This window comes from Tautonia sp. JC769, from assembly GCF_040717455.1.
Classification (GTDB): Bacteria; Planctomycetota; Planctomycetia; order Isosphaerales; family Isosphaeraceae; genus Tautonia.
The window spans coordinates 110,818-131,057 of record NZ_JBFEFH010000014.1 but is presented as its reverse complement, the minus strand read 5'-3'; the positions used below and the strand labels follow the sequence as shown (position 1 = coordinate 131,057).

Here is a 20,240-nt window from a genome sequence, read left to right as displayed (position 1 = left end):
ATGCGTTTTCGATGAGGAAATTTGAAGGTCAACACATCAGTATTCTGAACATTCACAGGCACGGTCGTTTTGGCAAACTCGTTTGATCAGGCGCATTCGGAGCGGTCGGATTGGCCTCGGTCACGGATGGGGCCGTATTCGACCCGGGCCAGGGCGGTCGGGTCGATGTGCGACCGGGCGGCGCGTCGGACGGCGTCGGGGGTGATGCGGGCCAGGCGGGCGGGCAGGCGGATCGGCGTATCGAGCGGCAAGCCGTAGTAGGCCAGGTCGACGAGCCGTTCGGACCGCTGATTGACCGACTGATAGTCGAAGACCCAGGAACCGCGGAGGTAGTGGATGGCCTGGGCGACCTCGTCGTCGCTGAAGTCGCCGCGGTGGAGGAGCTGGATCTGTTCGAGCACGGCGGCGGTGGCCAGGTCGGCCTCGGCCGGGCCGGTGCCGACGTAGACGCGGAAGAGGCCCGGGGCGCGGTCGGCCGAGTCGGTCATGCCGCCCGAGACGTTGTAGGCGAGGCCCTGGTCGTCGCGGAGCGTGGCGTTGAGCCGGTCGGTGAAGCCGGGGCCGGAGCCGAAGATGTGGTCGAGCACGGCCAGGGTCTCGAAGTCGGGGTGGCACCGCTCCACGCCGAGGTGGCCGATCATCAAGTGCACCTGCTCCCCCGGGTGGTCGACCCGGCGCAGGCGGGGGCGGGTCGATCGGACGGGGACCGGCACCGAGGCCGGGGCGATCCCGCTCGGGGCCCAGTCGCCGAAGTGGCGGGCGAGCAGGGTCCGGAGGGTGCGGGGGTCGTAGTCGCCCACCACCACCAGCACGGCGTTGTCGGGCACGAAGAAGTGCCGGTGATGCGCGAGCACGTCGGCACGGGTCAGGGCTGAGAGCTGCCGGGGGGTGCCCCGGGGGTCCCGGGCGTACGGGTGGTCGCCGTAGACGAGGCCGCGGAAGATCAGGTCGGCGCGGAAGGCGGGGTCGTCGCGGTCGCCCCGCAGTTCGGCCACGGTCCGGCGGCGGGCCCAGTCGACCGCGTCGTCGGGGAAGGTCGGGCGGCGGACGAGGTCGGCCAGGACCTCGATGCCGAGGGCCAGGTCCTCGGCCCGCATCTGGAGCGAGGCCCCGGTCGAGCCGGCGTCGAGGACGGCGCCGACGTCCTCGACCGCCTCGGCCAGTTGCTCGGCCGAGCGGCGGGCGGTCCCTTCTTCGAGCAATCGGCCGGTGAGATAGGAGGCGCCGGGCACGGCCTCTCGGGTCGAGTCGGCGTCGATGAACAGCTCGACCGCGACGACCCCCGCGCCGGGGTGCCGCTCGGTGATGACCCGCAGGCCGTTGTCGAGGAACCGGGACCGGGGCCGATAGTTGGGCAGGGTCGGGGCCGACCCGGCGGTCACGCTGATCGGCAATTCGGCCATCGAGCACTCGACGCGGGTCGATGTGGAGGCCGCGGCCGGCGGGGGCGCCGGGGCCTGCTGCGGAGGCTCGGCGGGGAGCATGGCCAGCGTCGATCGGCCCGACCGGGGGAGCGCCCAGCCGACCGTCTCGCCCGACTCGGCCAGATAGTCCGAGGCGACGCGGCAGATGTCGTCGGCCGAGACGGCGAGGGCGGCCTGATGGGCGTCGAGCCAGTCGGTCCAGCGCCCCCAGAGGGCCGTCACGCCGAGGCCGCCGACCAGGCCCGGCAGGTCGTCTTGCTGCCATCGCCAGGCGGCCTCCAGGCGGCGGCGCGATCGGAGAAGCTCCTCGGGGGTCGGCCCGTCGGCGGTCAGGCGGTCGAGCTCGCGGCGGACGACGGCCTCGATCCGCTTCGGGTCGACGCCGGGGACCGCCTCGATCTGGACGACCAGCTGGCCGGCCAGGTGGGCCGGGTCGTGCATGGCATCGACGTAGGTGGACATCTGGCCGGCCTCGACCAGGGTATCCCAGAGCCGGGAGCGACGGCCGCAGGTGAGCAGGTCGGCCAGGACCCCCAGGGCCGGGGCGTCGGCATGTCCCCTCGGGACGGTGTGCCAGCCGATCAGGCCGCGGGCGATGGCGTCGGGCTCGACCAGCTCGAAGCGGCGGCGGTCGGTTTGCGCGGGTTGGATCTCGGGGACGCCCGGCCGGATGAGGCGGCCGGCGGGGATGGGGCCGAAGCTGCAGGCCACGGCGTCGAAGACGCGATCGGGCTCCAGGTCGCCGGCCAGGACGAGGACGGCGCCGTCGGGCCGGTAGTGCTGGTCGTAGAAGGTCCGCAGGTCGTCGATGGCGATGGCGGCCAGGTCTTCGGGCCAGCCGAGGATCGGGTTGCGGTAGGGGTGGTCGTGGTAACAGTGCAGGAGGAACTGCTCGTCGAGCCGGCCCGAGGGGGAATCGAGTTCCCGGGCCCGTTCCTCCTGGATGACGTGGCGTTCCGACTCGATCTCCAGGGGATCGAACAGGGCGCCTCGCATGCGGTCGGCCTCGAGGTCGAGGGCCAGCTCCCAGCGGTCCCGGGGGAAGCGGAACCAGTAGTGGGTGCAGTCCTCGTCGGTCTCGGCGTTGACCTCGCCGGCCGAGACGAAGGTGAGGCGGTCGATGAGCCCCTTGGGGAAGCGTTCGGTCCCCTTGAACAGCATGTGCTCGACGAAATGGGCGAGGCCGGACTTGCCCGTCGGCTCGTCGACCGAGCCGACCGGGTAGTAGAGGTCGCAGACGACCACCGCGGCACTGGGCCGGGGGAGCACGAGCACTCGCATCCCGTTGTCGAGCACGCGCTCGACGACGGGGAGCTGACCATGAGGGACCGGGAGGGCCTCGGCGGTCCGACGTCGGGCCATGACTGCCCCCCTCCTGTCACAGAGTTGTCGCGTGGCGGCGCGGCGGACGGGATCGAGGGCCATCCCGGTCATCCCCGGGCCGGCCTCGGCCCCGCGAGCGAAGGATCCGATTCGCCTCCAGTTTACCATCCCCGGCCCCGCTCGGCGATGGCACCCGGCCCGCTTCTGAAACGCATGTCGCGTGCGAGCGACCCGGGGGCGCGGATCGGGCGTGCCGCGTGTGAGCAAGGCTCCGGGAGCGCCCGGGACGCGCCAAAAATCCGACCGGCCTGGATTGACACAACCTCCTTCGCTCGAAGAGGTTTGCAATCCGATACTCGGCTCGCGGTCCGGTCGAGAATGGGTTCGTTCCGTTGCGGAGCGCTCCGACCGGGGGCACGGAGCGGGGCAGACGAACTCCCGCGAAGCTGAGGCAGGGAGTGAGGTCCACGCGATGCGCAATCGTCGCGGTCTGGACGGGGATCGGTGCGCGCGCCGAGTCGGGTATTCGTTTCGACGGACACTCGACGCAACTCTTGTCACCGAAAGTCTTTCTTCCAAATATTCGTCGCATCCTGGTGGGCGAAAATGGGTTCGCTCCGTCAGCATGCACTCCGGTTCGGGGCCCTGGGGACGACGATCCGGACGGGCGAGCGAGCACCGGAGGATGGGATCACGACTCCAGTCGGGAGGGGACGGGATCGGTTCGCGCGCCAGGGCCGAGGATCGAGCCAGCGCCAATTGCATGCAAGCCATTCTGTCAATTTGAATTACGCCGAACTCCCCATGGGAGACCTGGTGCAATAATGGGTTCGCCACGTCGGAAAGGTGCGCCGCAGCCGAAGGGTGCAGAGCGAGCGCATTCCGGACGGAAGGCCGGCAACGTGCGGATCGGGAACGATGCAATGGTGATTGGACAGTCATGGGGGATGGGTCGGTGGCGCAATTGGCTTCGAGTCGAAAGGCAGGGGAGCCGAGGGACTCCAGGAACGGGAAACACCGATATCATCGAGATTTCGGGGAGGTCCAGTCATCGAATCAAGGACGATTGATCGGTTACAGGGACAATGACAGGGCAATCGCCGTTGCATCGGCCAGGCTCCCCCTCGCCCGGCCTGGCGGCCACCCTCTCCCCCAAAAGGGGGCGTGGGTTGGGGAGTGTGGGCGGGACGCGACAGCCGGGGGGCGGGGCGTCGGCGGGGAGGGATTGCCGAGGGGGTCGGGGGGCGGAACAATGGGGGCGGGCCGTCGCGGTGGAGGGCGGTCGGATGGGATCGAGGCGATGGGATCCGAGTGACTCATGAGCGACGCGAGCAACCCCCAGGAGCGGCGATGGAGCCCGTTGTCCCTTCGAGAGCGGAGGGTGCTGGGCGTCCTGGTCGAGAAGCAGAAGACGACGCCGGACGTCTACCCGATGTCGATCGCGGGGATCGTGACCGGGTGCAACCAGAAGTCGAACCGCGACCCGGTGACGAGCTACGACGCCGACGACGTGGAGGAGATCCTGATCGGCCTGCGGAAGAAAGGGGCGGCGATCCAGGTCGAGGGGAGCGGGCGGGTCGAGAAGTGGCGGCACAACCTGTACGAGTGGCTCGACCTGCGCGGGCAAGGGGTGGCGATGGCCGTGCTGGCCGAGCTGATGCTCCGGGGCGCCCAGACCGTCGGCGAGCTGCGGGGCCGGGCCGCGCGGATGGACCCGATCCCCGACCTGGAGACGTTGCAGCCGATTTTGGAGAACCTGGCCGAACGGGGGCTGGTCGTGTTCCTGACCCCTCCCGGCCAGCGCCGGGGGGTGACGGTCACGCATGGCCTGATGCCGCCCGAGGAGCTGGAGCGGGTGCGCCAGAGCGTCGCCTCGGCGAGCGATCGCGACGACGACGAGCCGAGGCCGGCGCGTTCGGGAGGCGGCGGAGCGGCATCGTCGTCGGCCGGGCTGGCGGCAGAGGTGGCCACGATGCGGACGGAGTTGGAGACGCTTCGGGGGATCGTGGAGACCCTCTCGGCCGATGTCCAGGCCCTGAAGAACTCGCTGGGTGGGTAGGCACCGCGGCAGGATTTGGGGGATTCCGGCCGTCGTGTCGTGCAGGGTGCCGTCGCGTCCGCCGAGGGCGAGTGAACCCTTGACCCCGATGAACTTTTGATCCGAAATCGTGCGAAGCCGCGGGCGCCGCCTTGCGAGGCGAGCGGGTTTGCGGCATAATGAACTCTCGCACGGAACGTCCCGAAACGAGCGATGATCCTGGGGTTCCTGAGGGGGTCCGGGTGAGTCGGGGGGGACCCGAGCAATTGAGGCGCGTGAACCTGGTCAGGGCGGGAACGCAGCAGCCATAAGCGCGACCTCGATGTGCCCGGGAGCACCTCCCCGGCTCTCCCGGCCTCCTTCGGGATGAGCCAAGACCGACGAAGTCTCCGCAAGAGTCGATGCTTGGCGGGGTGTGACTGAAGGGGGATCGGGTCGGGTTCTTCCTGTCCTGACGTGGACGTGAGCGAAGCGACGACGCCCGACCCCTGTCTGGGTTTCTTCGGCACGACGGAGCGTCTTATCCGTGGCACGGACCAGACCCAGCGCCCCGGACCCTTCGACCGACTCGCCGGGCGCCGAGACGCTCTCCACCGCACCGAGGCGGGAGGGAGAGGCGTACACGGTGGTGGCGCGCCGCTACCGGCCGCAACGGTTCGAGGACGTGGTCGGGCAAGATCACGTGGTGAGGGCCCTGCGCAATGCGATCCGGATGGATCGGGTGGCCCAGGCGTATCTGTTCAGCGGGACCCGGGGGGTCGGCAAGACCTCGATGGCCCGGATCTTCGCCAAGGCCCTGAACTGCGAACGGGGCGGGCCGACCGAGTCGCCGTGCAACGAGTGCGACACCTGCCGGGCGATCGCCCTGGGGCAGGACGTGGACGTGATCGAGATCGACGGGGCGAGCAACAACGGCGTCGAGGCCGTGCGCGAGCTCCGTCAGAACGCCGGATTGCGGCCGAGCCGATCGCGGTTCAAGATTTACTATATTGACGAAGTGCACATGCTCTCGACCAGCGCCTTCAACGCCCTGTTGAAGACGCTGGAGGAGCCGCCGAGCCACGTCAAGTTCGTCTTCGCGACGACCGAGCCGAACAAGATCCCGATCACCGTGCTGTCGCGCTGCCAGCGGTTCGACTTCGCCGGGATCGGGCCGGAGCAGATCGTCGACCAACTGGCGAGCATCTGCGAACGCGAGGGGATCAGGGCCGACCGCGAGGCCCTGCACGTCGTCGCCCGCCGCGCGGCCGGCTCGATGCGAGACGCCCAGTCGTTGCTGGAGCAGTTGCTCTCGTCGGGGGCCGAGCACCTGACGGCCGACCGAGTGCATGAACTGCTCGGGATCGCCGGGGATGACCGGGTGTTGACCCTGCTCGACGCCCTGGCGGATCGAGCACCGGGCCGGGCGCTGGAGATCCTCGATCGGGCGGTCAACGACGGCGTGCAGCCGACGGACGTCCTGAATGCGTCGATCGAGTTCCTGAGGGACGTGATGGTGGTCGCGGCCGGGGCCGAGGTGGCACCGCTGGCGGCCCTGCCGGGCCAGCGGGAGCAACTAGAAGGGCTGGCCGGGCGCTGGACGCTCGATTCGGTGATCGCCGCGCAGCAGATCCTGGCCGAGACGCGGGGCCGGCTCCGGGGCAGCCCGTTCCCGAGGCTCCTGGTCGAGCTGGCCTTCTGCCGGGTCGCCCGCCTGGAGAACCTGGCCGAGCTGGGCGAGGTGATCGCCCGGCTCGCGGGGCAGGAAGCGGGCGCGCCCCCTCCCGGGCCGGACGGTGCCGTAAAAAAAAAAGCCGATGAGCCGCTGAGCCAGGCCCAGGGCCATCCGGCAGCGGGGCCGTCGCCAAGCCCGGCTCAGGCTCCGGCCGCGGCCCCTCCGATTGCCCCGGCGTCATCGGGCCCGCGACCGCGAGCGGAGGTCGAGGCGTCGCCGCACCTGGGGAACGGGAACGGCAAGCACCGAGGTCAAGACGGCGAGGATCGGGACGGTCCCCCCCCTGCTCCGCCGGACCGGGGCGAGACCGCGTTGGCGGCGATGGCGTCGACGTCGGAGCCCGGGGGGGACGGGGCCTTGCTGGAGCGGGCCCGGGCGGCATGGCAAGTGCTTGTCGATCGGACCGAGGAGCTGAAGCTGCCGGCGCAGTTCAAGCGGCTGGAGCCGTCGGAGGTCTCGGCGTCGGGCCTGGTGGTCGTGGCCGTGCCCTCGGCGTACAACTACCTGGCCGATCGTTGCAACCTGCCCGAGCTGCGGTCGAAGATCGAGGGGCACCTGGCCGAGGCGCTCGGCCGGGGCGTCTCGGTCGAGTTCCGCCGGGAAGCGTCCGCGGCCCCCGAGCCGACGGTGTTCGAGCCGGGTTCGTCGGCGCACCAGGCGGTGCTGGAGGATGACCTGGCCCAGCAGCTCGTCGCCCGGTTCGAGGCGCAGTTGCGACGGGTCGAGGTGGAACCGGAGCGCCGGAACAGTGCCGATGGTGACGGCTCGGCCGATTCGGAGGCCGGGGCCGGGGCCGACGACTGACGGGTCGGACCGATGGCGGGCCTTTTGGGGTCGGTCGATCGGCCCTCCTCGCCGGGCTCGCCGGCGCGTTCTCGGGGATTTTGCTGGCCTCAACACGACCTGCATGGGGGAGACGCGATGTTCGGGAACCTCGGGAATCTTGCCGACCTGATGCGCAACGCCGGGAAGATCCGGGAACAGATGGAGCAGGCGGCCGAGCAGCTCGGCAACGTGCAGGTGGAAGGCTCGGCCGGCGGGGGGGCGGTGAAGGCGACCGTCAACGGCCGGATGGAGCTGGTTTCGGTGCGGATCGACCCGAAACTGACCACCGACGGCGACGTCGAGTTGCTCGAAGACCTGGTGACCGGCGCGGTCAATCAGGCGATGAATCGGGCGCGCGAGGAGGCCGCGAAGACGATGACCGGCGGCATGAACCTGAACATGCCGGGCCTCGACTCGCTGTTCCCCGGAGGAGGCCGCCCGTGAGCGCCGGCGGGTTCGGCGAGGCGTCTCCGGTGGACCCGAGCGCCTCGGGGACGGTCGATCGCCTCGTCCGGGCGCTCGGCCGATTGCCGGGGATCGGGGCCAAGAGCGCCGAGCGCCTGGCCCATCACCTGATCCGATGCCCGGCCGAGGACGCCATCGCCCTGGCCGAGGCGATCCGGGCGGCCCGCGATCGGATTCACCAGTGCGCGATTTGCGGGCACCTGACCGAGTCGGGCCAGGAGCATTGCACCATCTGTCGGGAGCCGAGGCGTGACGAGTCGCTCGTCTGCGTGGTGGAGCAATCGCGCGACCTGATGGCCCTGGAAAAGGCCGGAACCTACAATGGTCGGTATCACGTTTTGCACGGTCGTCTGGCCCCGCTCCAGGGGGTCTTCGAGGACCAGTTGAATCTGGCCCGGCTGGAAGAACGGGTCCGCGCGGGGGGGATCCGGGAGGTGATCCTGGCGACGAACCCGACGCTCGAAGGGGACGCGACGGCCCGCCTGGTGGCCGATCGCCTCGGGTCGCTGGGGGTGACGATCACGCGGCTGGCCCGAGGGCTGGCCTCGGGCGGCTCGCTGGAGTTCGCCAACAAGGAAATGCTGGCCGATGCGCTGCAGGGCCGTCAGCGGTATTGAGAGGCGACGGTGGGCCGGATACTGGGACGAGACTCCGGAATTCGATGTGGTCGACGGCAGATCGCCGCGAAGTTCGCCGCGACGCCGGTGCGACGAGTCGACCATCTTTTCGGGAATGGGGAGAACTGCCCTCCCCTTCCGCCTCGCGCGGTGGTATGATTTTTGCTGTTCGAGAAACCTCAACGCCAGAGATGCTGGTCGTCGGCGGTTCGGGATCGGCAGGGATGGTGCCCGTGGCCATTGCCCCTGCCCAGGAACCGGATCAGGGACGATTTGCCCCGGGACACTTCGCGGAAGCTCAACGCGTATGCGGCTCGATACCTCTCAGCAAATGCGGACCGACATGCGAATGCGCATGGCGCCCCGCATGATTCAATCCATGGAAATCCTGCAACTGCCGTGGCTTGCGCTGCAGGAGCGGATTGACCAGGAATTGATCGAGAACCCGCTCCTCGAAGATCTTCGGGAGTCGGTGGCCCCGGAAGGCCAGGTCGAGGAACCCTCGACGGACGACGAGCCGAAGGTCGACGAGACGGAGATTTATGACGACTGGGACAACTGGGACACCTCGGGCGAGCAGCACCGCCCGAGCCGGGCGGCGTTGGTGGAGGAATCGGACCGGAAGCACGACGCGATGCAGAACATGGCGTCGCGTCCGCCGTCCTTGCACGACTCCTTGAGCGAGCAGTTGTCGTTCCCGGACATCGACCCGAAGGTCCGGGGGCTGGCCGAGTACATCATCTCGAACCTCGACGAGAACGGGTACTTCACGGGGATGGACATCCCCGACCTGGTGCGGGACGCCGGCGGGGCGGTGACGTTCGAGCAGGCCGAGCAGGCCCTGGCCCTGGTGCAGAAGCTCGACCCGCCGGGGATCGGCGCGCGGGACCTGCGCGAGTGCCTGTTGCTGCAACTGACGCCGGAGACGCCGCACGTCGAGGTGCTCCGGCTGCTGGTGAGCAACCACCTGGACGACATCCAGCAGAACCGCCTGCCGGTGATCGAGAAGAAGACCGGGCTGTCGCTGGCCGAGATCAAGGAGGGGCTGGAACAGCTCCGGCGGCTCGACCCGAAGCCGGGGGCGCGGTTCAATCCGGGATCGGCGCAGTATGTGGTGCCCGACCTGATCGTCGAGCCGGACGAGCACGGCGAATACCAGGTGCGGCTGGTCGACGAGCACGCGCCGCAGCTGACGATCTCGAGGCGTTATCAGCGGATGCTGAAGGACCGCGGGGGAGACCCCGAGGCCCGGGCGTTCATCCAGAAGAAGATCCAGTCGGCCCGCTGGCTGATCGAGTCGATCGAGCAGCGGCGGAGCACCCTGCTGAAGGTCGCCAAGGCGATCATCGCCCACCAGCGCGACTTCCTCGACAAGGGGCCGGAGGCGATCCAGCCGCTGAAGATGCAGCAGATCGCCGACCAGGTGGGCGTGCACGTGACGACCGTCAGCCGGGCGGTCGACGACAAGTGGGTGCAGACGCCCCGGGGGATCTTCGCCCTGAAGCGGTTCTTCGGCGGCGGCACGGTCAGCGCCGACGGCGAGGAAATCGCCTGGGACACGATCAAGCAGAAGCTCACCGAGATCATCGCCAAGGAAGACAAGAGCAAGCCCCTCTCGGACGAGGAGATCGTCGACGAGCTGGGCCGACAGGGGCTGACCGTGGCGCGCCGGACCGTGACGAAATACCGCAAGGCCATGCGGATTCCGTCGAGCCGGCACCGAAAAGAATTTTGACACCCGGGGTGTCTCGCCCGATTCTGCGGGAACGAGCCGAAAAATGCTTTAATCCGCGCCAGTCTCGCCTTGCATTGCCAAAGATAGCCTGCATGCTATAATCAATCTGTTCAGGAGGAGGAGGAGGATGTCTGGCAGCAGTTCCATCAGGGAGTGATGACAATGCCCGTGTCGCTTCGATTGGCTGAACTCAAGGTCGATCCTGAGGAACTGGATGCCATCAAGCACGCGGTCGAGGCCGAAGGGGGGTCCATCACCTTTGAGCACCTGGACCGCCCGACGGAGCTGGCGACGATCGGTGCGGACGACGCGGATCTGATCGTGGCGCTGCACCGGCAGGGTCAATGCGATGCGCGGTTGTGGCTGCCGCTCCGGAAGGGCGGCTCGGGGCCTCCGGTGATCCTGGTCACGGAGGAGGAGTCGCTGGAGCAGTTCGAGGGGTTCCGGCGGCTGGGGGCGTTCCTGGTCGTGCCCCGGGGCCACCCGGCCTGCCTGGTCCAGGCGGTCCGACTGGCGGCCGGCTCGTCGATCCTGGTGCCGACGTTCGGCCTGCCGATTGAGCCGCCGACCGAGGCGGAGCACCGGCGGCTGGCCGGCCTGATGCAGGTGGTCCGCCACAACATGCGGGACCTGCTGGGGGTGATCACCAATGCGGTCGAGGTCCTGTCGTTCCAGAACGTGCCGGGGTCGTTGAGCCAGCAGCGGACGATCGAGCTGCTCGACCGGCAATGCTATCGGATGCTCGGCCTGCTGAACGACTCGTCGGAGATCGCCCGGATCGAGTCGGAGGCCAATGCGACGGCGGGCGAGGTCGTCGAGCTGGGCGGCCTGATGGCGCGGGCCATTCGGCGGGCGAAGAAGGAAGCATATGACGCCCAGCTCGACTTCGACCGCATCACGCGGCCCGACCCGCTCTGGTTGCGGACCGATGCCAGGCGGTTCGAACACCTGATCCGGCATGGCATCCACTTCTGCCGCCGGGCCGGCCAGGACCAGGGCTGCGAGCGGCTCCGGATCGACTGGCGGCTCACGGCCGACCGGCTGGAACTGGTCTTCGATCTGATCCCCGAGGTCTCGAAATTCGAACTGCCGCAGTCGAGCAAGGCCATCGACCTGGATCTGTTCCTGGCGTCGATCTTCGCCGACCGGCTGGGAGGGCTGCTGAGGCCCGGCCCGCCGTTCGTGATCGAATTGCCTCGGACAATCGTCGAGGGCTGGACGCCGGGCGCCGCGGCCGAGGCGGCCTCGGCGGCGCGACCGCCCCAGCCGCGCCGGTCGACGGGCCATGTGTTGCTGGTCGACGACCACCTGGAGACGATCCAGGCCCTCGGGCTGCTGATCGGCCGGCTGGGCTGGAACGTTCGGACCACGCCGAGGCTCGACGAGGCCCGGGAGATGATCCGGGCATTCCAGCCGCAGGTGGTGCTGATCGGCCTGCACACGCCGTTCTTCGAGGGGCAATCGCTGGCCCGGAAGATTCGGCACGAGGTGGACAGGAACGCCCCGCTGCTGATCGGCATCAGCAGCGCGACCGACCCCCCGACGGCGGAGAAGGAGGGAGACCGCGCGTTCGACCACATCGTGACCAAGCCGGTTCGGCTGGCCGAGCTGGCCGCCCTGCTCGGCCGGGCGGGGTCGCAGCCGGGCGCTCCCGGCTGACCCCGAGGGGCCGGGGTCGCCCCTCCGCCGGCCGATCAGGTCAGGTCCGATCGATCACTCGGGGGTCGTCGGGGCGTGCTCGTGGTCGTGGTTCTGGGAGGGGAAGGCGGCGAAGGGCCGGAATTCGACCCCGTAGAGACGACGGATCGCCGTCTCGAAGCCGAGGATGCGGGTCGCGTCGAGGATCATGGCGACCTCTCGGTTGCCGATCGCCCGGGCCAATTCGAGCAGCGCCTCGTCCTCGGGCGGGATCGCGGGGCGATCGTCGCGGGGATCGTCGTGCAGGGTGTCGTCGGCCAGGAAGTCGACCGAGACGTCGAGGGCCCGGGCCAGCCGGAGGATGTTGTGTAATCCGGGCCGCTTCGATTGCCCCTTCAGGAGCCGGGAGACCTCGGAGTCGCTCACGCCCGACTTCTGCGCCAGCGCCTGCTGGGAGAGCCCGAGCTGGACCATCCGGCGGTCCAGCTTGCGGGCGAGGGCCTGGGCGGGGGAGTTCTGGGTCTGGGCGGGCACGACTCGAGCTTCTCGTGCCGGAGCCTGCCCCGAGCGGTCGTGGGCAGTCTCCGAAGGCGGGGGAGCGACCTTGCGGGACGGTTCCACCATGACGGAGAACCGGTCGTGATACGTGTGTGGTGGTGACATACTCGAAATCAGCGTCCCAGGACCGGCGATTGGACCAAGATTTTCCCGAAGATCGCACCGATTGCCGCCATTGGAGGCGCTTTGCACACGTGCGACGACGCATGATGCCCGGAATCGACGCGGGGAGAGGTGGTGTGGCGACGGGACCGCCCGCCCGGGTTGGGCCGGTCCGGGCCGGGCCGGTCCGGGCCGGGCCGGCCTCCTCGTCGGCCGTCGACGTCCGGTCGCCATCCCGATGCCTCGCGCTCCCGGGGAGGAATGGGGGGAGGGATGGGGTCGCGGGCCGCGAGACGCCTCGCGATCGGCGGCGGCGTCAGAAGCTGCGACGGGCGACGAGCTGGGCCAGGCCGTCGAGGATCTCCCGGGCCGGCGAGGGGGGGAGGATGCGGAGCTGCTGGCGGGCCGATTCGATGAACGATCGCGCGCGCTCCCAGGCGTCGTCGAGGGCGCCGGAGGCTTCTAGCATCGGTCGCAAGGTCCGGAGGGTCTGGCTCGACGGGGTGGCCAGCAGGTTCCGGACGGTGGCGGCGTCGGCCGGGTCGGCCGATCGGAGCAGGAGGATGACCGGCAGGGTGAGCTTCTGCTTGTCGAGGTCGGTGCCGAGGGTCTTGCCGGTGTCGTCCTCGTCTCCCCAGAGGTCGAGCAGGTCGTCGGCGATCTGGAAGGCGACGCCGAGGTCGCGGCCGTAGTGGTCGAGGGCGTCGCAGACCTCGGGAGAGGCCCCGGCATAGTGGGCGCCGAGCCGGCAGGAGACGGCGGTCAGCTCGGCCGTCTTGCCGCGGACGATCTCGTAGTAGGAGGACTCGTCGAGGTCGAGGTCGCCGCGGTGGTGGACCTGCTGGAGTTCACCCTCGCAGACGAGGTTGGTGGCGCGACCGATCACGCGGCAGGCGTAGGTCGATTCGAGCGAGGCGGCCAGGTGGAAGGCGTGGGTGAACAGGTAGTCGCCGAGCAGGACGGCGGCCTCGGCACCCCACTCGGCGTTGATGGTGGCGGCATGGCGGCGGACGGTCGCCTCGTCGAGGATGTCGTCGTGGACGAGGGTGGCGGTGTGGATCATCTCGACGACCGCGGCGACGACCGGGTGGGCCGGCTTGACGCCGCCGCAGGCCTGGGCCGTCAGCAGGACGAGGGCCGGGCGGAGCTGCTTGCCGCGGAATCGGCTCGAATGCTCGACCAGGCGCTGGACGTAGTCGCTGCGGCTGTGCAGCTCGTCGCGGAAGATCTGCTCGGCCTCGACGAGGTGGGGGGCGATCGGGGCGTAGGCGGCTCGCAACTGCTCGGCGAGTTCGTCGGGCCCGATCCACGAGGAGGCGCGTTCCCCGAGTCGAGGTCGGCCGGCGAGCGGATTGTGATGGAGGGTATCGACTTCGGCCATCAGCTCGGGTCCCGTCGGCTCAAGCGGGGGCCAGGGCCCCCGGGGAATGGGGATCGGGAGAGGCGGGTCGTCGGACCGTGGGTTGTCGGGGGCGACCGACCCGAGGCCCCCGAGGTCCCGCCGCCGGTCCCGGCCTGGGCCGGGAACGGGGGCGGACGGCCGGGCGATTCAGGGGGTTCCGGGCTCGCCCTCGCCCCTCGGAGCCGCTCCCGGCATGGGTTTCCGTGTGGTGTCGTCGTGGGTCGTGGAGGGGACGCGTCCTTCGGGGCGCCGGTAGGTCCCGCTGCGGCCCCCCGACTTGGCCTGCAGGACGATCTGCTCGATGACCATGCCGCGATCGACCGCCTTGCACATGTCGTAGATGGTCAGGGCGGCCACCGAGACGGCGGTCATGGCCTCCATCTCGACCCCGGTCCGGCCGATCAGGCGGGCGGTGGCCTCGATCCGGACGGCGTCATCCCCGAGCGGTTCGAGGCGGAGTTCGACCGCGTCGAGCCCCAGGGGATGACAGAGCGGGATCAGGTCTCCCGTGCGTTTGGCCGCCAGGATGCCGGCGAGCCGGGCCACCTCGAACACGTCTCCCTTGGAGAGCTTGCGATCGCGGATCAGGTCGAGGGTCTCCGGCTTCATCCGGACGAGCCCGCTCGCCGTCGCCGATCGAAGCGTCTCGGGCTTGCCCGAGACATCGACCATCCGACCGGCTCCCGACTCGTCAAAATGGGTCAGGCCGGGCACGGGGACTCCTCCGATCTGATCCGAGCCGAATCGATGCGCCGAACGTCCGAAAGGGGGCCGGACACGCCCCAGCCGGGGGCCTTTGTCCGTGCTCATGCTGGATTGTAGACGAGGGGCCGGCGAAGTTCAATTCGTTCTGAACGAATCTTCGCGATTGTCAGGGGCGAACCGCGGCCGGTGGGGCCTCGAACCGATAGAGCCGGGAGAGCCAGACGCCGGCCCGGGAACGCTCCGCGACGGGCTCGCCGCGCGCCTGGGCGGCGTCGATCGCCGGCGACCAGTAGGCGGAGCGTCGGGAGACGAGCAGCCATCGCGACTCGTCGATCCCTTGCTCGGGGAGCAGGCGGATCTCCTTCTTATAGAGGCCGGCGTTGAGCAGGGCGGTCGGGTACAGGTGGTGGAAGGTCGGCGCGATGGCGACCGATTCCCCGCGGGGCACGAGCCGTTCGACCTCGGCCAGCAAGGGGGGATCGAGCGTGTCTCCCCAGTAGGTCAGCTCCAGGCCGAGGCGATCGGCCCCGGGGAGGCCGCCGACGAGCAGGTTGTAATAGCTCAACTGGTAGGGGTGCATCCGGACCACGCCGAATCCCTGGGCGACGACCAGGGCGATGAGGAGCCCGCGAAGGACGAGTTTCCAAGGAAAACCGGACGCCTGTTGCGGCGTGATTGGGCCGGGGCCCCCCTCACCCGGCCTGCGGCCACCTGCTCCCCCGCGAGCGGGGGAGAGGGTTGGGGGATGCCGTTGGTCGCGGCCTCCTGCGCCGCCGGTCCGGATGGAAGCGCCGAAGTCGTGGGGCTTGAGTCGATCCCAAAGCCCCTGGAAGCCGAAGCCGATGAGGAGGGCCCAGCTCGGGAAGACATGGAGGAACAGACGCTCGCCGTCGTAGACGGGGGCGCGGGTGCTGAAGAGGACCAGGAAGAGCAGGATCGACGCGGCGAGCAAGGCGGGGAAGGGGTCGCGCCCGACGGTCCGGAGCCCTCGGACCAGGCCGAGCAGGCCGAGCAGGTGCAGGCCGACGGGCACGGTCAGGGCGAAGTAGGCCCAGGGATAGTGCCAGGGCAAGGCGACATCCTCGACGACCCGACCGAAGTAGAGCACCCGGAGCGGCTGGCGATCGACGCTGGTGGAGAGGAACCGGGCGAGGCGGTCGAGCGAGTCGTTCCAGAGCCACGGCCAGCCGAGGACGAAGACGAGCAGGCCGACCAGGCCCCAGAGCAATCCGCCGGGGATTGCCTTGCGCATCGGCAGGCGCACCAGGGCGTAGCCGAGCACCAGGGGGGGCAGGAGCCAGGCGTGGATCTTCGTCAAGAGGGCGAGGCCCCAGACGGCCCCGGCGATCGCCAGGCCGAGGACGGGCCGAGGCCCCTCGATCGCCCGGGCCGCCGCGAGCAGGGCGAGCGTCCAGCAGAGGGCGAGGATCGTGTCGAGCGTGGCGAAGTGGGCGTGCGCGAAGACGCGGGGCATGAGGATGAGCGAAAGCCCCGCGACGATCCCGGCCGCGGGGCCGAAGCGACGGCCGGCCTCCCGGGTGATCACCCCGACCAGAAGGGCGAAGGCGAGCATCGGCGCCATGCGGGCCGGGTGGACCGACATCGGGTCGGCCCCGCCGAGCAGGCCCTCGAACGGCTCGAAGACGAGGGACGCCAGGCCGACGAGCCACCGGCCGAGCGGAGGATGCTGCGCATTGTCGGCGAAGAAGGCGTCGAGATTGGCCCGGCGGATCGAGGCGACCCCTCGGCTGCCGACCTGGTCGATCAGGGCCCCGGCGAGGCTGAGGTAATTGCGGCCGACCTTCACGTCGATCGGCTCGTCGCTGGTGATGCCCGGGTCGCCGATCGTCAGGAGCACGGCGAGGCCGGCCAGGGCCCCCAGGAGCCACGGCCAGCGGGGGTCGAACGGGGGTGCCGGGGTCGGGGCGGCGGCCATCGGCGAGGGGTCGGGCATCGGAGGGCATCGGGCCTGGGGGGCGATCGGGCGATCAATCACGTGGCCGGGCAACGGCGCGATCGCCAAGCATCATAACCGCGAGCGGCGCGGCGATGCCAAAGGTTCGGGCCCTGGGCCATCCCGGAAACGATCGCGGGCCCCGAAAGGACGTCCCCGGCGACGAGGCCGGGAGATCCCGAAGGGGCCCGAGAACGCAGTCGAACGGAACGAAGGGCGATCGCGGGCGATCAGTCCTCGTTCTTCTTCTGGGCGATGAGGCGTTTGACCCGTTCGGCGAGCAGGGCGCCGTCGAAGGGCTTCTTGAAGCCGTCGTTGAAGCCGAGGCGGTAGATCTCGTCGCCGGGCTCGTCGCTCGTCAGGGCGATGAGGACGGTGTTGGCGTGATCTTCGCTTCGCTTGAGGTTCTGGGCGATCTGGCCGGCTTCGATGCGGCCGATGGCCATGTCGATGATGATGCAATCCGGGTGGAAGCTCTCGGCACGGATGCCGGCCTCGAATCCGGACGCGGCGACTTCGAGGCGGAAGTCCTCGGTCTCGCGGAGGTGGTCGCGGAGCATGGACTGGAGCGGGCCGTCGGCCCCGACCACCAGGACCTTGCTGTAGACCTCGGCTTCGAGCTCGCCGAGGGGCATCCCGTATTCTTTGAGGAATCGCAGCAAGTTATCCCGGGGGATGCGGCGATCCTGCGAACCGGGGATGCGATAGCCCCGCAGTCGGCCGGAATCAAACCACTTGCTCACGGTTCGGGGCGCAACTTTGCAGATCTTGGCGACCTGACCAGTCGTATAAACCTTCTTCATATCGAGGACTCCACTCGGATCGGAGTACGTGAGAGACCTCGGAGGTGTCCGAGACCCCCTCCTGGGGCCGGGCCGGCCCGATCCGACGCGGACGGGGAGCGTCGCCAGCTCCGGCCGCGTCGGCCGGGGTCGGCGGATCGGGTTGCCGAGGACGTGCCGGGTCCGGGGCGAGCGGACGTCGGCGGGCAACCAATCGACTCAACCGTCACCATCCGTGGATCGCAGGGACCGATCGCTCCGTTGCAGTGCACGGCGGCGGGGCCTCGAAACGCCCTGCCGCCAGAGCACGGCTCAGGAACCGACCCGCTGACACCGCGTCATGCAGGCCGCCCGGTTCAGGTCACCCGGAGGGGGGTTCGCTCGCCTCCTTGCGGTAGCGGACCTGACCGTCAAGACTAATTTTCGATCGGCGCGGCCGGCGACTTTAGGGAGGGTTACAACACAAGCCCGGTCGGGAGACGTGTACCGGGGGTCGCCGGGGGGGGAATCGTGCCGGGCGGGGCCGTCAATACGGCTGTTCCGGCCGGTCGGGACGTGCGGAGGGGCGGGGGGAATCGGCCTCGGAATTCGGGGGCGGCGAGTGGCCCTTGAGGACCGGATGCGATCCGGCCTCAAGGGGTTGTGGCGTTGCGGATGCCGCGAGGCGGCTCAGCGATCGGGGTCGCCGTCACGGTTGCGGAAACGGCTCAGGAGGCCGGGACGCCGGGGCTCGGGCGCCTCGAATTGGGGATCGATCCCCAATTCGGCTTCGAGATCGCTTTCCGGCTCCTCGTCCCGGGGCTTCTCGGCATTGCCCCCCGGGCGAAGGCGCTTGAATAAGCCGAGTCCGCGTCGGCGGTCCGATCCCTCGTCCTCGAACGAGGCGGGGGCCACGGCGTCGTCCTTGACCACGTCCTTGCCGGTGAGCAGGGCCCGGTCGTACTCCTGGACGTCGTTGGGGGCGGAGTCGATCTGCAGGTCGGCCTCGAGATTGGCCTGGGTGTGGGCCCCCTGGAGGATCGAGACGACCTGGGGGTAGGTCGCCCCGAGCGCCGCGACGCATCGGACGACCTCGACCAGGTCGTTCGAGCAGGAGAGGACCTGGGGGGGTGCCCCCGTCAGTTCGATCCGGGAGACCTCGATCCGGCGGTCTCCCCGGGCGGCGTTGAGCAGGATCGGGCCGGTCCCGCCGAGGACGACGGGGGTCTCGAGCAGGTGGCCCTCGCCGAACAGGACGATCTCGGGGCGTCGGGTCCGGCTGACGTGGATCATGGGGGGCCCGTCTGCCCGGACGACGTACAGCTCGAACGGGTCCTCGCGGGGGGGATCGTGGCGGATCGGGGGGGCGGCCTCGGCCCCGACCTGGAGGCTCATCGGGTCGTCGGCCTCGGCGGAGCGTCGTCGCTCTTCGAGGAAGCCGAGGACCCGGGTCCGGCCGAGGTACGGGTCGCCCGGGTCGGCCGTCCGCAGGGCGTTGAAGGCCCCGTACCGGATGGCCGGGTCGCTCTGGTTCATGAGGGTCCGGAGCCGGACGATGCCGGCCGGCTGGTCCATCGAGGCGAGGGCCGCCAGGGCCATCGTGCGGAAGCCGGGCTGCTCGATGATCGCCTTGACCAGCTCGTCGGTGCCGGCGGCGTCGTCGAGGTAGGCCAGGGCCTCGGCGGCGAAGAAGCGGACCTGGGGATGGTCGCTCGTGAGCGCGCCGGCCAGGACCGGGGAGGCGATGCCGCCGATCGATTCGAGCTTCAACGCGGCCTCGCCGGCGGTCTTGGGGTCGAGCAGCTCCTTGCCCCAGGTTTCGAGCCGCTCATCCTGGAGTTCCGGCGTGCGCTTCAGGCGAATCTGGGCGAGGACCTGGAGGTAGCGGAGCTGATTGTGGTGGTAGCGCTTCGGCACGTTCAGGACGATCGTGTTGTCGGTCTTGGCCGTCGCCACTCCCTTCTTGAAGCGGCCGTCGCGGTACTGGAACCGCTGGTTGATGAGGTCCTGGAGCTGCTTGGCCACGCCCCCGCTGCGGTAGCGGTCGTTGATGAGCAGGACGTAGGGGATCTCCTGCTTGATCCGGCCGCCGCCGAGCACGCGGCCGACCTTCGGGTCGTCGGGGGCGTCGGCGTTGCCGGTGATGACCGGGCCGTAGGCGTAGACCATCGGCTTGCCGTCGAGCTGGTTGCCCGAGGCGATGGCGATCTCATTGAGCCAGGTCCCCATGAGGAAGCCGCCCTCGAGGCTGGTCGTCTCGCTGTCGGGCGGGAGCAGGACCTCGATGTTCAGCTCGTCCTCGGGGGAGATGCCGGCGGTGATCCGGGCGCGGACGACCACCAATGATGTCCGCTGGAGCGGGTCGCCGAGGATCGACTGGACGTCGAGCTCGGGGTTGCGCTTGATCTCGGTCTCGAGCTTCTCGCGATAGGACGAAGGCCGGGGTTCCGAGCCGGTCCCGGCCAGGCCGATGACCAGGCCGACCCCCTCGACGACCTTCTGCCCGAAGCCCAGGGGCTCGGCGATGTCGACGACCTTCTGATCGGTGTCTTGCCCGAGGACCGCTGCCGGGGCGCCGATCAGGAGGATCGCCACGCCGAACCCCACCAAGGCCCTCGCCGGGACCGCGCGTCGATCGCCGCGTCGCATCACCTGGCCTCCTTGCCTGTGACTGCTGTGTTGACCGTATCGGGGCGCCCCGAGACGCCCCTTCGCCCGCCGCCGAGGACCGGCGCGGGCACCCGTTCGGGCGATCGGGTCGGGGCCCCCTTTGGCGGGACGCCCGACGCGAGGATCACCCCGCCTGGACGATTCCGAAGACCATTCTCGGCCGGCGCTCCAACCGCTCGGGGTCGATCGGGAAGGGAGTGTCCACCCCCGACGGGGGCGGACCGGTGCGGTGGAGGCGGCTGACCGGGAGCGGACCTTAAGCAAATCCGCGAGAACGGTCAAGATCGTCCTTGGTCGTGCAACGGGGGG

General features: G+C 69.7%; 13 protein-coding genes and 1 other RNA gene. 7 read left to right on the top strand and 7 right to left on the bottom strand.

From position 1 onward, the window contains the following. Positions 1-86: 86 nt before the first annotated feature. Positions 87-2,786, bottom strand: coding sequence for a pitrilysin family protein (locus tag AB1L88_RS15150; protein ID WP_367097511.1), 2,700 nt, complete (start codon positions 2,784-2,786; stop codon positions 87-89). 1,279 nt (positions 2,787-4,065) lie between these two features. Between AB1L88_RS15150 and AB1L88_RS15145 the strand changes: the two genes are divergently transcribed. From AB1L88_RS15145 to AB1L88_RS15115, 7 genes are all read left to right on the top strand, one after another. Beyond that, positions 4,066-4,806: a YceH family protein gene (locus tag AB1L88_RS15145; RefSeq protein ID WP_367097510.1), complete on the top strand. Its 741-nt coding sequence runs from the start codon at positions 4,066-4,068 to the stop codon at positions 4,804-4,806. A 228-nt stretch (positions 4,807-5,034) separates the two neighbouring features. Then, positions 5,035-5,135, top strand: an RNA gene (ffs, locus tag AB1L88_RS15140) — signal recognition particle sRNA small type. 176 nt (positions 5,136-5,311) lie between these two features. Further along, a complete protein-coding gene (gene dnaX, locus AB1L88_RS15135; protein WP_367097509.1) occupies positions 5,312-7,303 on the top strand; it encodes a DNA polymerase III subunit gamma/tau in 1,992 nt (663 codons plus the stop codon). Between the two features lie 117 nt (positions 7,304-7,420). Continuing rightward, positions 7,421-7,768, top strand: coding sequence for a YbaB/EbfC family nucleoid-associated protein (locus AB1L88_RS15130; protein ID WP_367097508.1), 348 nt, complete (start codon positions 7,421-7,423; stop codon positions 7,766-7,768). After that, on the top strand, positions 7,765-8,406 hold the full coding sequence (recR, locus tag AB1L88_RS15125) for a recombination mediator RecR (RefSeq protein WP_367097507.1): 642 nt from the start codon (positions 7,765-7,767) through the stop codon (positions 8,404-8,406). Before AB1L88_RS15130 ends, recR begins: the two co-directional genes overlap by 4 nt. 307 nt (positions 8,407-8,713) lie before the next feature. After that, on the top strand, positions 8,714-10,141 hold the full coding sequence (rpoN, locus tag AB1L88_RS15120; protein ID WP_367097506.1) for an RNA polymerase factor sigma-54: 1,428 nt from the start codon (positions 8,714-8,716) through the stop codon (positions 10,139-10,141). Between the two features lie 162 nt (positions 10,142-10,303). After that, positions 10,304-11,800: a response regulator gene (locus AB1L88_RS15115; protein ID WP_367097505.1), complete on the top strand. Its 1,497-nt coding sequence runs from the start codon at positions 10,304-10,306 to the stop codon at positions 11,798-11,800. Positions 11,801-11,854: 54 nt separating this feature from the next. Here AB1L88_RS15115 and AB1L88_RS15110 read toward each other — a convergent pair whose 3' ends face one another. From AB1L88_RS15110 to AB1L88_RS15085, 6 genes are all read right to left on the bottom strand, one after another. Continuing rightward, entirely contained in the window at positions 11,855-12,313 is a 459-nt protein-coding gene (locus AB1L88_RS15110; RefSeq protein WP_367097504.1) for a helix-turn-helix transcriptional regulator, read from the bottom strand. Positions 12,314-12,755: 442 nt separating this feature from the next. After that, complete coding sequence (locus AB1L88_RS15105) at positions 12,756-13,820, bottom strand: polyprenyl synthetase family protein (RefSeq protein ID WP_367097503.1); 1,065 nt, start codon at positions 13,818-13,820, stop codon at positions 12,756-12,758. Between the two features lie 168 nt (positions 13,821-13,988). Continuing rightward, a complete protein-coding gene (moaC, locus tag AB1L88_RS15100; protein WP_367097502.1) occupies positions 13,989-14,555 on the bottom strand; it encodes a cyclic pyranopterin monophosphate synthase MoaC in 567 nt (188 codons plus the stop codon). A 157-nt stretch (positions 14,556-14,712) separates the two neighbouring features. Further along, positions 14,713-16,500: a glycosyltransferase family 39 protein gene (locus AB1L88_RS15095; RefSeq protein ID WP_367097501.1), complete on the bottom strand. Its 1,788-nt coding sequence runs from the start codon at positions 16,498-16,500 to the stop codon at positions 14,713-14,715. Between the two features lie 230 nt (positions 16,501-16,730). Continuing rightward, entirely contained in the window at positions 16,731-17,303 is a 573-nt protein-coding gene (locus AB1L88_RS15090; RefSeq protein ID WP_152053150.1) for a helix-turn-helix domain-containing protein, read from the bottom strand. A 648-nt stretch (positions 17,304-17,951) separates the two neighbouring features. Continuing rightward, entirely contained in the window at positions 17,952-19,910 is a 1,959-nt protein-coding gene (locus tag AB1L88_RS15085; protein ID WP_367097500.1) for a flagellar basal body P-ring protein FlgI, read from the bottom strand. Positions 19,911-20,240: the final 330 nt, after the last annotated feature.

Coding starts and splice junctions, on each gene's coding strand:
- AB1L88_RS15150 (WP_367097511.1), bottom strand. CDS start 2,786: ATGGCCCGACGTCGGACCGCCGAGGCCCTCCCGGTCCCTCATGGTCAG.
- AB1L88_RS15145 (WP_367097510.1), top strand. CDS start 4,066: ATGAGCGACGCGAGCAACCCCCAGGAGCGGCGATGGAGCCCGTTGTCC.
- AB1L88_RS15130 (WP_367097508.1), top strand. CDS start 7,421: ATGTTCGGGAACCTCGGGAATCTTGCCGACCTGATGCGCAACGCCGGG.
- rpoN (WP_367097506.1), top strand. CDS start 8,714: ATGCGGCTCGATACCTCTCAGCAAATGCGGACCGACATGCGAATGCGC.
- AB1L88_RS15115 (WP_367097505.1), top strand. CDS start 10,304: ATGCCCGTGTCGCTTCGATTGGCTGAACTCAAGGTCGATCCTGAGGAA.
- AB1L88_RS15105 (WP_367097503.1), bottom strand. CDS start 13,820: ATGGCCGAAGTCGATACCCTCCATCACAATCCGCTCGCCGGCCGACCT.
- AB1L88_RS15095 (WP_367097501.1), bottom strand. CDS start 16,500: ATGCCCGACCCCTCGCCGATGGCCGCCGCCCCGACCCCGGCACCCCCG.
- AB1L88_RS15090 (WP_152053150.1), bottom strand. CDS start 17,303: ATGAAGAAGGTTTATACGACTGGTCAGGTCGCCAAGATCTGCAAAGTT.
- AB1L88_RS15085 (WP_367097500.1), bottom strand. CDS start 19,910: ATGCGACGCGGCGATCGACGCGCGGTCCCGGCGAGGGCCTTGGTGGGG.